This window comes from Burkholderia sp. BCC0322 (assembly GCF_902833045.1).
GTDB lineage: Bacteria > Pseudomonadota > Gammaproteobacteria > Burkholderiales > Burkholderiaceae > Burkholderia.
This window is the reverse complement of sequence record NZ_CADFDU010000002.1, coordinates 423,244-436,299: the sequence shown is the minus strand read 5'-3', so window position 1 is coordinate 436,299 and position 13,056 is coordinate 423,244. Positions and strand designations below refer to the sequence as shown.

Annotated in this window: 9 protein-coding genes; 7 read left to right on the top strand and 2 right to left on the bottom strand. The window is 64.9% G+C overall.

Annotated features, from left to right (window positions below; translation table 11 throughout):
- Nucleotides 1-38 precede the first annotated feature (38 nt).
- A complete protein-coding gene (locus HWX39_RS08010) occupies nt 39-347 on the bottom strand; it encodes an H-NS histone family protein (protein ID WP_244134948.1) in 309 nt (102 codons plus the stop codon).
- Between the two features lie 361 nt (nt 348-708).
- Between HWX39_RS08010 and HWX39_RS08005 the strand changes: the two genes are divergently transcribed.
- Nucleotides 709-1,419, top strand: a complete 711-nt coding sequence (locus HWX39_RS08005; protein WP_175966830.1) for a response regulator transcription factor — start codon at nt 709-711, stop codon at nt 1,417-1,419.
- Nucleotides 1,420-2,640: 1,221 nt separating this feature from the next.
- Here the strand turns inward: HWX39_RS08005 and HWX39_RS08000 are convergent.
- Nucleotides 2,641-4,215, bottom strand: coding sequence for a tetratricopeptide repeat-containing glycosyltransferase family protein (locus HWX39_RS08000; RefSeq protein WP_175966828.1), 1,575 nt, complete (start codon nt 4,213-4,215; stop codon nt 2,641-2,643).
- A gap of 1,069 nt (nt 4,216-5,284) precedes the next feature.
- Between HWX39_RS08000 and HWX39_RS07995 the strand changes: the two genes are divergently transcribed.
- The 6 genes from HWX39_RS07995 (at nt 5,285) to HWX39_RS07970 (ending at nt 13,045) form a co-directional block, all read left to right on the top strand.
- Complete coding sequence (locus tag HWX39_RS07995; protein WP_175966826.1) at nt 5,285-6,751, top strand: carbohydrate porin; 1,467 nt, start codon at nt 5,285-5,287, stop codon at nt 6,749-6,751.
- 65 nt (nt 6,752-6,816) lie between these two features.
- Complete coding sequence (locus HWX39_RS07990; protein ID WP_175966824.1) at nt 6,817-7,950, top strand: hypothetical protein; 1,134 nt, start codon at nt 6,817-6,819, stop codon at nt 7,948-7,950.
- An 11-nt stretch (nt 7,951-7,961) separates the two neighbouring features.
- Nucleotides 7,962-9,266, top strand: coding sequence for an iron uptake transporter deferrochelatase/peroxidase subunit (gene efeB / locus HWX39_RS07985; RefSeq protein WP_175966822.1), 1,305 nt, complete (start codon nt 7,962-7,964; stop codon nt 9,264-9,266).
- A gap of 65 nt (nt 9,267-9,331) precedes the next feature.
- Nucleotides 9,332-10,366: an iron ABC transporter substrate-binding protein gene (locus HWX39_RS07980; protein WP_174939444.1), complete on the top strand. Its 1,035-nt coding sequence runs from the start codon at nt 9,332-9,334 to the stop codon at nt 10,364-10,366.
- Between the two features lie 2 nt (nt 10,367-10,368).
- Nucleotides 10,369-11,967 (top strand): iron ABC transporter permease, encoded by a 1,599-nt coding sequence (locus HWX39_RS07975; RefSeq protein WP_175966820.1) that lies wholly within the window; start codon nt 10,369-10,371, stop codon nt 11,965-11,967.
- 28 nt (nt 11,968-11,995) lie between these two features.
- The gene (locus HWX39_RS07970) at nt 11,996-13,045 is read left to right on the top strand and encodes an ABC transporter ATP-binding protein (protein ID WP_175966818.1); all 1,050 of its coding nucleotides are present in this window, start codon (nt 11,996-11,998) and stop codon (nt 13,043-13,045) included.
- The last annotated feature ends 11 nt before the right edge of the window (nt 13,046-13,056 follow it).

Here is a 13,056-nt window from a genome sequence, read left to right as displayed (position 1 = left end):
GCACACGCGACCTTCGTATCATCGTAAAAACCCGGTACTCAATCCTCACGCTCGAAATTGGATATCTCAAACTGCTTTCGATCCTTATCGCGAATCCACTCGGGCGCGCGCCCTACCCCGGACCACGTCGCCCCGCTGACCGGATCGAAATAGCGCGGCCGCCGTTTGGTCGCACGGCGCAGGATATCGACCGTAAAAATATCCTCAGGAGAAAATCCGAACTCACGGACGCAATATCTAATCTCGAGCAAAATCGCCTCGGCGGCCGCTCGCCGCTCTTCAGCCATTCGAGACTCCAGCTTCGCCATTTTCTCCAAATAACGCCGATGAGACTCCAGGTTGCGCATTTATATAATTACATCTCGTAAAACATAAAAATTAGCAACGTTCGAGTCGACAACACGAAAACATTCCGCCACCTGAACTCGCAGTCGCCCAACAATCTATATGGAACATGCTATATCGATGCCGAGTATAGATTGACAACATTTGTCACACATCAATCGCACCCCAATATCCGTTCCGTTCATAAAAGTTGACAAAAAAAGCGCTCAAGAATGTCACTCTATTTCGCAAATCAATCCTGCCATCCGGCCATACAACGCCCAAGCAGAATATTTCAATTCACTTTCACTTAAATCCGAAATACAAGCCGACCCATGCACGAGGGCATGCACGGATTTGAGCAACACGACAAAAATGGTGCCAATGAAAATTCTTGCCGTTGACGACGAGCCAGCACAGGCGGCGTTTATCCGCGATTCCCTGATCGGCGAAGGGTTCGATGTCCGAAGCGCCACCCGCGGCGCGGAAGCCATACGCCTCCTCGAAACCGATACCTTCAACCTGATCGTGCTCGACTGGAACTTGCCGGATATTTCCGGGCTGGAGGTCCTTGCCTGGATTCGCGCACGCGTCGGCAGAGACCTCCCCGTGTTGTTCCTGACGAATCGAGTGCGCGAAGAGCAACTTGTCGTTGCGCTTGATGCAGGCGCTGACGACTATATGGTCAAACCCGTCCGTCGCCATGAGTTGGTCGCAAGAGTCCGTGCGCTCCTGCGGCGGGCCTATCCGGTGAACTCGACGCCGACATCGATCAGCATCGGTCGCTATCGTCTGGATCTCCTGACCGAAACCGTATTCCTGAGTGACGAGCCGATCAAACTGACGTCGAGAGAATTCAACGTCGCCGTTGCGCTGTTTCAAAATTGCGGTCGCGCGATGCCACGCGACGCATTGATCAAGTCGATATGGGGGCGCCATAGCGACCACATTTCCCGGACGCTCGATACACACATCTATCGGGTGCGTTCCAAGCTGCGAATCGGCCCCGAGAACGGTGTTCGACTTCGCGCTGTCTACAATCACGGCTATCGGCTGGAGTTGCTCGATCCCAGCCCCCCGGACGATGCGGAATAGCGGCTTACCGCAACGCTCTCGACACTTGGCGCCGCGTACCCTCCGACGCCATTACAGCAACGACATAGGCGGTTCGAACTCAACACGCCTCAACGACCGATACGGCAGACGCCATACGCGATCGAGGAATCCAACTGCGAGCCGCAAGCAACCGGGACTGACTGCAGCGCGCCGTGATCATGATGCTGTCGCAGCTAGTTCGGCTGACCGGCAAGCACGGCGCGTCTGCAGTCAGGCGATCGTGCCACCGCGCAAGCCCTACGCCGGTTGCAAGATACAGCGGTCAGTAATCGACGTGCCCTTGACCATCGCTTCCCTCCCTTCGGGTACCGTCAACCTCCAGGCGAGCGCCGTGACGCTCAGAATTCGATACAGGGAATCTTTCATTTTTCAACCTCAAATCGGAAGCCACGAGTCGCATCGATCGCGACCGGGACTGGAGACGGCTCGAGCCACCGTTACCGAGCCGGCTCGCGCGACGGCGTGATGATCGACTTCGTCGAGCCCTGAATCAGTCGAGACGCAAGCGGCACGGGCTCACCATGTTTGGGGCGATCGGCAAGCCAGGCCACGCAGACAGCCAGTGCGATCGCGCTCCCCCACAATGTCAACAGAACACGCATCTTCACTTCACCTTCGCTGGCTTTGCCGCTTGCGCGATTTTTTCCTGCGGCTTCGGCGCCGTTTCCAGAACGATCACCAGTACCGCGACAAGTCCGCAGATCAGCAGGCCGCACATGCCGAATATCGCTCTATTCACGTCAGCTCCACCACTGCACCGTTGGACCGAATGTGCCGATCGATCCGCACCGGGAAATCCACGTACGAACGCTCGAACCACGCGTCGAAGCGTCGACTCGATTCCAATGCCCAATGACTGCCCCGACCTTTCGACGATGCCTGAACGCACCTCCCGTGGGGCCACCCGTTGTCCCCAAAGAGGTTCGTCGTAGACTTCGATGGATGAGGCCAGATTTAATGCTCCACCCATTTTTTATTAGGAATACAGATAACATTACTCACGAATTTGACTCTGCCAAAGACATCGAAACATCGGCTGATTGGATCGGAATGTCGATGACCCATGCGCTGCGTCGAGCAGTCACAACTGGCCAGCAGTCGCCCGACACGGTCGTCAGAAACGCCTGGAAGCCGTCATTCGGCATGATCCGGGTAGCCGTTCCGACTGTTCTACTTGCCAACTACTCACGCCGATACGCCTCACGCAACAGCAACAGCAACATTTGACTTCATCTCCGTCGACGAAGTCGTGGCGGTGAACGCCAGCTCAGACAAGACGCGTTCGATTACTTCGGTCCAGTTTCCACGCGTGGCCTGAGTGAAGATTCGCATGCCGGGATACCACGGACTATCTTCGCGATCGCGCAACCAGCGCCAGCAGCCCGCGTACCGGTTCAGTAACCACACGCGCTTGCCCATGGCTGCGGCCAGGTGGGCGACCGCGGTGTCAACGGAAATGACAAGATCCAGCGTGTCGATGAGGGCCGCGGTATCGGCAAAATCCCTCACCTCGTGCATCCAGTCGACCACGTGTGGATACTTCTCGTGGGATAGCGCTTTCGAACTGTCATCCGCCTTCTGCAGGCTGATCCAGTGCGCGTGAGGCCACGCAAGCAATGGCGCCATCGTCTCCAGGTTGATACTACGCCGGCGATCATCGGGCGTGCCCGAATGCCCTCCCGCCCAGACCACCCCGATCCGTGGCAAGGTGCCTGGCTGCAACGTCGCCACTTTCAATGACCATTTTTGTGAACGCCGCCGATCGGCGTACAAATAAGGCAGGACGGCGGGGATGTTGTCTACTCGCGTTCCGAAGGTCATCGGCAGCGACAGGAGCGGGCAATACCAGTCCCACCGAAGTGCGTTGAATGGCTTGTCGTCGAGCAGCGTCAGATTTGGCCACCGGGAGCAGAGCGAATCGGTCAGCAACCGGCGCAGCGGCTTCGGGCATAAGAAACCAACTGCCGTGAATTGCCGGAGCGCCATTTCGAGATATCGGCAAAATTGCAACGTATCGCCAAAGCCCTGCTCGGCCAGCACGAGCAGGCGGTTTTCGCCAGGCGGCAGCCCTTGCCCCAGCCACCGACGGATCGGCAGGGCCGGAGGCTTGACCCCGGCCGGCGAATCGTCCGCCTGCATGGTTGCCCACCGGTGTTCGAAATATGGCCAGGCTTCCCTATATTCACCGGCGCGAAGCAGTGCATATCCGAGATTGCCGTGGGCTGCGAGATTTTTGGGATCCAACTCGATTGCTCGACGATACGCATTGATCGCAAGGTCGGTCTCGCCTAACAGTCTGAGACACACTCCCATATTGGTATGGGCATCCGAACGTGCCGGATTTCGTTCGATCGTGCGTCGGCAAATATCGATGGCGTCCTCCGGCTTGTCGTCCAGCACCAACGCCATACACAGGTTGTACAACAACTTCGAAGTGTCCAGGTCCGGCTGGTGATCTTCGGCAAACGCGAGACCGCTTCGCGCGCTTGCTGCCGCCTGCTGAAATGCCTTCAATCGGACTTGCGCCACGCTCAGGCTGTTGTAGAAGACGGCGTTGGGAGACACTTCGATAGCCCGCTTGAACCAGTCCTCGGCCTCCTCGGCGTTGCCCGATGAAAAAGCGATCAGCCCTCTCAGATGCAGGACGTCACCGCTTGAGGGGTATGCCTTCAGAACGTCATTGACGAGCTGAAGAGCAAGTTCAAATTGGCCAGCGTTATAAGCGTCAACGGACTTTTCATAGCATAACTGGACATCGTCGATACTCGATCCCATAAGAACTCCGATCAGCAACCCGCGGTAGCGAGCATTCCGCAGCACGGCCCGGAATCAGAACATCGCCACTGGATATCCACCATCGAAGAAATTGTGATTTCCCGCGCTGCACGGGGCGCGCGTCGGAAACCTGCAATTTCCGGGGGGGATCCTTCTAACGTCGACGTGTCAGGTTGAAGACAAGCGTGCCTCTGTTCTTGGCTAGACAAACAATATTCCGAGATCGGTTGTGCCCGAACGCGGACAAACGGCATCCCGCTCCGCTGAATCCCCGATGGGGAAAAAAGAAGCCAAGCGCGAGCTTGGCGTCAAATCCGAGGGGAAGTGCTCCGGTAACAGAGCAGTGACGATGGTACGCGCCCGCTCACGGCGAGATTTGAACGATTGTCACATTCAGGAATATTGATCATTTGCGACATCGGGCGTTCGTCGCCATCGGCTTTCGAGCACTGGATCGCTCGATACCCAATGACCCGCCGTTCAACAGCGAAAACGCGGCTCACCCGGAAGCGTCGTTTCCGCGACAGGGCCCTTTTGACGTAGAACGCGCCTGGACAGCAATCGCCGGAACACGGCACGAATACGACAAATGAATCCTTACAACGCAAACCCTGAGGAACGCCCACGGGCCCGTGCGGTTCGCGAATGACGCCCGGCCCCGTTTGCCCACCGGGAAAGCGCGGAGTTCTTGCGACCGGTGACGTCGCACAATGAATCGGAAGCGGCGTCGATTCCGTCTGCTGGAAAGCGCCACTTGGCGCACGCCGGACGTCTCTTGCACCGCCCCTCGTGGATCTCTCGATCCACGCCGCAGCATTCATTTCCATTACGCCGATATTTACGGTTTACCTCGGCGCTAAACACGTGTCTGGCCCCATCCGTAAGAAGCCGGATTACATTCAGTAATTTAATGCGAATCATTCTCGTTTACATTGACTTTCCCATTTGACACTCCTACGATGCGCCGCGTTGCGTTGCGTTCATCTTCATGCTCCGGCCAATCGGCGCCGAGCGTCCGGACAGCGACCGACAAGCAGGATTCCACACCAAATAGAACTACGGATTTGATATGAAGTTTGCGTCGTCCCAGGGAGACAGCGTCCGCGCCCGGATGCGCCCCGCCGCCTGTGCGGCCATCCTCGCGTGTGTATTGTTCGCGAGCGGCACGGCTTTCGCCGAGGTGCCGGTCGACGCGCAGCCCGAAGCACCCGAGGCCGACCTGGCGATCCAGGCGAAGCCGACCAACATGTGGACCGGCATCTGGACCCGCCAGAACCTGCTCGGCGACATGGGCGGCATCCGCCCGTGGCTCGGCAAGTACGGCGCGACGCTGCAGATCACCGAAACCAGCGAATACCTCGCGAACCTGCGCGGCGGCCTGAACCGCGGCGGTGCCTACGACGGACTGACGACGGCCACGTTGACGGTCGACACGCAGAAAGCGATCGGCCTGGCCGGCGGCACCTTCAACGTCAGCGCGCTGCAGATCCACGGCACCAACCTGAGTGCACGGAACCTCGGCACGCTCAACACCGCGAGCGGCATCGAGGCGCAGGGCACGACGCGCCTGTGGGAGCTGTGGTACCAGCAGTCGTTCCTCGACAAGCGCGTCGACGTGAAGATCGGCCAGCAGAGCCTGGACCAGGAATTCATGGTCAGCACGTATGCGAACACGTTCGTCAACACGATGTTCGGTTGGCCCGCACTGCCTTCGTACGACCTGCCCAACGGCGGTCCCGCGTACCCGCTCGCGGGCCTCGGCGTGCGCGTGCGCGCGCAGATCACGCCGAAGCTCACGGCGCTCGCGGGCGTGTTCGACGGCGATCCGCTCGGCAACAACCCGAGCAACCTGAGCGGCACCAACTTCAACCTGCACAACGGCGCGCTCTACATCGGCGAGCTGCAGTACGCGCTGAACCAGCCGTCCGACGGCGAAATGGACACCGGCCGCTCGACCGGGCTGCCGGGCACCTACAAGATCGGCGTCTGGTATCACAACGGCCGCTTCGCGGACCAGAACACGGGCACCGACGGATTGTCGCTCTCGGATCCCGCATCGAACGGCGACGCGCAGCAGCGTCACGGCAACTACAGCTTCTACGCGGTGGCCGACCAGATGATCTGGCGCCCCGACCCGAGCGGCGCGAAAAGCCTCGGCGTGTTCGCACGCGTGATGGGTGGGCCGGGCGACCGCAACCTGGTCAGCTTCTCGGCCAACGCGGGGATCGTGCTGAAGGCGCCGTTCGAAGGCCGTGACAACGACAGCGTCGGCCTCGGCGTCACGTACATCCAGGTCGGCAACCACGTGACCGACCTCGACCAGACCGCGCGGACGTTCGCGACCGGCCCGTACGGCGTGCGCACCCGCGAGACGACGCTCGAGGCAACCTACCAGTACCAGGTCAACCCGTGGTGGATCGTCCAGGCCGACGCGCAGTACACGTTCAATGCAGGCGCCGGCCAGAACCCGAGCGACGCGACCCAGCCGCTGCGCAACACGTTCGTGCTCGGCGCGCGTACGACGATCACGTTCTGAGCGACGCGCCCACGCTGCCCGTTTTTCGCGCGCCGCCCGGACGGCGCGCTCCCCAGGAGACTCACATGAATCCATCCGCCCCGCTTCGCCGCCTCGCGACGGGCGCACTGGCCGCCGCCGCACTGACGGCCGCCGCCGGCGCACTCGCCGAGCCGCAAGGTTTCCTCGAAACGCTGCATCGCCACACCACGCTCGTCAACACGGTGCCGGACAACGGCGACCAGAACCCGTACGCGATCGCGGTCGCGCCGGTGTCGGCCGGCACGATCCAGGCGGGCGACGTGCTCGTCGACAACTTCAACAACTCGGCGAACCTGCAAGGCACCGGCAGCACGATCGTCAACTACCGCCCGTCGACGAAGCAGCTGAGCCTGTTCGCGTCGATCCCGCGCGACCTGAAGGCGTGCCCGGGCGGCATCGGCCTGTCGACGGCGATGACGATGCTGAAATCCGGCTGGGTGATCGTCGGCAGCACGCCGAGCAACGACGGCACGACCAACACCAAGGGCGCCGGCTGCCTGATCGTGCTCGATCCGCAAGGCAAGGTCGCATCGACGTGGTCGACGCCGAACATCAACGACCCGTGGGGCAACATGGCCGTGGTCGACCGCGGCGACAGCGCGACGCTGTTCGTCAGCATGGCCGGCTTCGGCGTCGGCGGCGCGGACGGCAATCCGCCCGTCTACAAGCAGGCGACCGTGCTGCGTCTCGACCTCGACGTGCCGGCGGGCAAGCCGCCCGTGATCAAGCAGGAAACGGTCGTCGCGAGCGGCCTCGGCGCGCAGGCCGACAAGGGCGTGTTCCTGGTCGGCCCGACCGGCCTCGCGCTGTCCGGCGACCAGAAGAAGCTGTACGTGTCGGACGCGATCGGCAACCGCATCGTCGAGATCGACGACCCGCTCACGCGCGACACCAGCGCGGGCGTCGGCCGCCAGGTCACCGCCGACGGCTTCCTGCGCCGCCCGCTCGCGCTCGCGACCGCACCGAACGGCCACCTGCTCGCGACCAACGCGCAGAACGGCCAGGTCGTGGAGATCGACCCGGTCGCCGGCAAGCAGATCTACGCGCGCTGGATCAATACCGACAAGGCGCAGACGCCCCCCGGCAACGGCAACCTGTTCGGCATCGCCATGACGCCTGAAGGCGACGGCTTCTACTACGTCGCGGACGACGTCAACACGCTGTTGCTCGCGAAGTAATGGAGCCCACCATGGCAGACGATTCCAACCAGCCGCCCCGCCCCGCGCGGCGCGGCTTCCTGAAGGCGGGCGGCGCCGCGGTGGCCGCCGGCCTCGCGGCGGCGTCGATCCCGGCCGCGAAGGCCGCGGATGGGCCCGCCACCGCCATCGCACCCGCTTCCGCGCATGACGGCGTCGAGCCGTTCTACGGCCAGCACCAGAGCGGCATCGTGACGCCGCAGCAGCGCCACGCGTATTTCGCGGCGCTCGACCTGACGACGGCCCAGCGCGCGGACGTCATCGCGCTGCTGAAGACCTGGACCGACGCCGCCGCGCGGATGACGCGCGGCGACACAGCGCTGCCGCTCGCCGCGACGGGCGGCGACGAGCTCGCGCCGGCCGACGGTGGCGACGCGCTCGGCCTCGGCCCCGCGCGCCTGACGCTGACGTTCGGCTTCGGCCCCGGCCTGTTCGCGCTCGCCGGCAAGGACCGCTACGGCCTCGCGAAGCACCGCCCCGCCGCGCTCGTCGACCTGCCGCGTTTCAACGGCGACCAGTTGTTGCCCGAGAAGACCGGCGGCGACCTGTTCATCCAGGCGTGCGCGGACGACGCGCAGGTCGCGTTCCACGCGGTGCGCCAGCTCGTGCGCCTCGGCGCGAAGGCGACGCAGATGCGCTGGGGCCAGGCCGGCTTCACGTCGGGCAAGCCCGGCGAGACGCCGCGCAACCTGATGGGTTTCAAGGACGGCACGATGAATCCGCCGATGTCCGATCCGGCCGCGATGAACGAATTCGTGTGGGCCGGCAGCGAAGGCCCGGCCTGGATGAACGGCGGCACCTACACGGTCGTGCGCCGGATCCGCATCACGCTCGAGCATTGGGACAACACGGAGCTCGGCTTCCAGGAGCAGGTGGTCGGCCGTCACAAGTACAGCGGCGCGCCGCTCGGCCAGAAGAACGAGTTCGAGGCACTCGATCTCGATGCGACCGACAAGGACGGCAACCCGGTGATCCCCGACAACTCGCACGCGCGTCTCGCGTCGCCGCAGTTGAACAACGGCGCGCAGATCCTGCGCCGCGCATACTCGTACAACGACAGCACGAACTTCTACATCGAGCGCTGGCCGCCGTGGCGCCAGCAGACCGAGTACGACGCGGGGCTGATGTTCGTCGCGCACCAGCGCGACCCGCGCAAGGGCTTCATTCCGATCAACGAGAAGCTCTCGAAAATGGACATCATGAACCAGTTCACCACGCACGTCGGCAGCGCGATCTTCGCGTGCCCGCCGGGCGCGCAACCGGGTTCGTACATCGGCGCCGCGCTGTTCGAGGCATGAGGACGCACAACGCAAGCCAACGCATATCTTCCCGGCGCGGCCGGGTGCAACCTGCCAGAAACCACATGAACACTTCACCCGTTAGCCGCCCGCTGCGGCACCTGATTTCCGCGGCGGCCGCCGCGCTGATGCTGACCGGCGCATTGCACGCCGCGCGCGCACACGCCGCGACGCTCACGCTGTACAACGCGCAGCACGAGCAGGTCGTCAACCAGCTCGTCAAGGACTTCGAAGCACAAAGCGGCATCACCGTGAAGGTGCGCTCGGGCGAGGGCCCCGCGCTTGCCGCGCAGCTCGTCGCGGAAGGCGACCGCACGCCGGCCGACGTGTACTTCACCGAGAACTCGCCGGAACTCGTGCTGCTCGACCGCAAGGGCCTGTTCGCGAAGACCGACGGCGCCACGCTGCAATCGGTGCCCGCGCGCTTCAACCCGGCGGACGGCAACTGGGTCGGCGTGCTCGCGCGCGAGAACGTGCTCGTCTACAACACCGCGAAAATCCAGCCGCAGCAACTGCCCGCATCGCTGCTCGATCTGGCGAAGCCCGAATGGAAGGGCAAGGTCGGCGTCGCGCCGAGCGATGCCGACTTCCTGCCGCTCGTGAGCGCGGTGCTCGCGCTGCACGGCGAAGCCGCGACGCTGCAATGGCTGAAGGGCCTGAAGGCCAACGCGCAGATCTTCGACGACGACGAAGGCGTGACGGCGGCCGTCAACCGCGGCGGCGTGCTGACCGGCATCATCAACAACTACTACTGGGACCGCCTGCACGCCGAGCTCGGCGACAAGTCGACCCGCAGCGCGATCTACCATTTCGGCAAAGGCGACGTCGGCGGCGCCGTCAACGTATCGGGCGCCGCGGTGCTGAAGGCATCGAAGCACCAGCCGGAAGCGCAGAAGTTCGTCGCGTATCTCGTCAGCGAGCGTGCGCAGAAACTGATGGCCGGCGGCCACATCAGCTTCGAGTATCCGCTGCATCCGGGCGTCGCGCCCGATCCGATCCTGAAGCCGTTCAACGAACTGAGCCCGCCGGCGCTGACGTTCGAACAGCTCGGCGACGACAGCCAGGCCGGCAAGCTGCTGCGCCAGGCGGGCCTGCTCTGACCATGAGCGACGCCGTGTCCCGCACGGCGAGCACCGCGCGCGACGGCGAGCGCACCGCGACACGGCGGCGCCCGTCGCGCGCGCTCGTTGCCGCAGCCGCGTGCGGGCCGCTCGCGATCCTGCTGCCGCTCGGCTTCACGCTGTACCGCGCGGCCACCTTCGGCGTCGACGATGCGATCGAGCTGCTGTGGCGCCCGCTCGTCGGCGAACTGCTGGTCAACACGCTGTCGATCACGCTCGCCGCGACCCTCGCGTGCGCGCTGCTCGGCACGGCGCTCGCGTGGTTCATCGAGCGCACCGACCTGCCCGCCCGGCCGCTGTGGACCGCGCTCGCGGCCGCGCCGCTCGCTGTGCCGCCCTTCATCACGAGCTATGCGTGGGTGTCGCTGAGCCTCGACCTGCAGGATTTCCTCGGCGCGCTGATCGTGCTGACTTCCGCGTACTTCCCGCTCGTCTACCTGCCGGTGGCCGCCGCGCTGCGCGAGCTCGACCCCGCGCTGGAGGAAAGCGCGCGCACGCTCGGCTGCTCGCCGTGGCATACCTTCTTTCGCGTCGTGCTGCCGCAGTTGCGCCCCGCGCTGTGCGGCGGGATGCTGCTCGTCGCGCTCGGCGTGCTGTCCGAGTTCGGCGCATTCCAGCTGCTGCGCTTTCGCACGTTCACGACCGAGATCTATGCGGAATACCGCACCGCGTTCGACGGCGGCGGCGCATCGCTGCTCGGCTGCGTGCTGATCGCGCTGTGCCTGCTGTGCCTCGCGATCGAGGCACGCGCTCGCGGTCATGCGCGCTACGGTCATACGCACCGCGCCGCGCGCCGCGTCGCGATGCGTTATCCGCTCGGCCAGCTGCGCGGCCCCGTCACCGTAGCGTTCGCCGCACTCGCGGCGGCGACGCTCGGCGTGCCGCTCGCGATGATCGGCTACTGGCTCACGCAACAGGGCGCGGCCGCCGTCACGCCAGCCGACGTGTCGCCCGAGCTGCTGTGGCAGGCCACGCTTGCGTCGTCCGGCTATGGCCTGACGGCGGCAGCCGTCACGACGCTGCTCGCGCTGCCGCTCGCGTTCCTGCTGGTCCGTTATCCGGGCCGCGTCGCGACACTCCTCGAGCGCACCGCGATGACCGTGCAGGGCGTGCCTGGCATCGTCGTCGCGCTGGCGATCGTGTCGATCACGGTGCGGCTGCTGCAGCCGCTCTACCAGAGCGCACCGGCGCTCGTCGCCGCCTACGCGATCCTGTTCCTGCCGCTCGCGGTCGTCAGCGTGCGCGCCGCGCTGTCGCACGTGCAGGTCCGGCTCGAGGAAACCGCGCGCTCGCTGGGCCTCGGCTGGCGCGCGACGCTCACGCGCGTGGTGCTGCCGCTCGCGGCGCCCGGCCTCGGCGCGGCCGCGACGATGGTGTTCATCTCGGTCGTGACGGAACTCAACGCGACACTGCTGCTGTCGCCGATCGGCACCCGCACGCTCGCGACGCAGGTGTGGAGCGATACGGCCACGCTTGCGTTCGCCGCCGCGGCGCCCTATGCGGCGCTGCTCGTCGCGCTGTCGCTCGGCGCATCGGGACTGCTGTTCCTGCTGCTCGGCCGCGCGTCGGTGCGCGACTGAGCGCCGCCCTTTTTCCCCGGAACCGCCCATGAGCGAACTACGCATCCACGGCCTGTCGAAATCGTTCGGATCGCATACCGTCCTGCACGACATCGACCTCACGGTGCGACGCGGCTCGCGCCTCGCGCTGCTCGGCCCGTCCGGCAGCGGCAAGACCACCCTGCTGCGCGTGCTGTGCGGCTTCGAGCGCGCCGAGCGCGGCACCGTCGAAATCGATGGCCGCCGCGTGGCCGCGCCCGACGTGCACCTGCCGCCCGAACAGCGGCGGATCGGCTACGTGCCGCAGGAAGGCGCGCTGTTTCCGCATCTGTCGGTGGCCGACAACATCGCGTTCGGCTTGCCGCGCGCGGCGCGGCGGCGCCATCATCGCGTCGACGAACTGCTCGAGATGGTCGGGCTGCCCGCGTCGTATGCGAGCCGTGCGCCGCAGCAGCTGTCCGGCGGACAGCAGCAGCGCGTCGCGCTGGCTCGCGCGCTCGCGCCCGAGCCGTCGCTCGTGATCCTCGACGAACCGTTCTCCGCGCTCGACACGTCGTTGCGCCACGAAACCCGCAGCGCGGTCGCGGATGCGCTCGCGGCAGCGGGCGCGACATCGGTGCTCGTCACGCACGACCAGCCCGAGGCGATGACGCTCGGCGACGAAGTGGCGGTGATGTGGCACGGCCGGCTCGTGCAGACGGCCGCACCGCAGACGCTGTACCGGCAGCCCGTCACGCGCGACGTCGCGTCGTTCGTCGGGCAGGCCGTGCTGCTCGCCGGTCACGTGCGCGGCACGCACATCGCCTGCGCGCTCGGTGAACTGCCGCTCGTCGCGCCGCTGCCGGACGGGCCGGCCGATGCGATGCTGCGCCCCGAGCAGATCGGCATCGTGCCGGTCACGCACGCCGACGCGGCGCGCGGCCATACGGCACGCGTCGAGGCCGCGCAGTTCGCGGGCCAGGACGCCGACGTGCTCGCGCGCCTCGATGCCGATCTCGATGTCCTCGTGCGCGTACGCGTGCCGGGACACCGGTGCCCGGCCGTCGGCGAATGCGTCGCCTTGGTGGTGGATGGCGCGGTGATGGCGTACGCGCGCTGAGCGGCGCGGCC

Bases quoted from the DNA above. Each gene is read 5' to 3' on its own strand.
- HWX39_RS07995 (WP_175966826.1), top strand. From the start codon at position 5,285: ATGAAGTTTGCGTCGTCCCAGGGAGACAGCGTCCGCGCCCGGATGCGC.
- HWX39_RS07990 (WP_175966824.1), top strand. From the start codon at position 6,817: ATGAATCCATCCGCCCCGCTTCGCCGCCTCGCGACGGGCGCACTGGCC.
- HWX39_RS07975 (WP_175966820.1), top strand. From the start codon at position 10,369: ATGAGCGACGCCGTGTCCCGCACGGCGAGCACCGCGCGCGACGGCGAG.
- HWX39_RS08005 (WP_175966830.1), top strand. From the start codon at position 709: ATGAAAATTCTTGCCGTTGACGACGAGCCAGCACAGGCGGCGTTTATC.
- HWX39_RS08000 (WP_175966828.1), bottom strand. From the start codon at position 4,215: ATGGGATCGAGTATCGACGATGTCCAGTTATGCTATGAAAAGTCCGTT.
- efeB (WP_175966822.1), top strand. From the start codon at position 7,962: ATGGCAGACGATTCCAACCAGCCGCCCCGCCCCGCGCGGCGCGGCTTC.
- HWX39_RS07980 (WP_174939444.1), top strand. From the start codon at position 9,332: ATGAACACTTCACCCGTTAGCCGCCCGCTGCGGCACCTGATTTCCGCG.
- HWX39_RS08010 (WP_244134948.1), bottom strand. From the start codon at position 347: ATGCGCAACCTGGAGTCTCATCGGCGTTATTTGGAGAAAATGGCGAAG.
- HWX39_RS07970 (WP_175966818.1), top strand. From the start codon at position 11,996: ATGAGCGAACTACGCATCCACGGCCTGTCGAAATCGTTCGGATCGCAT.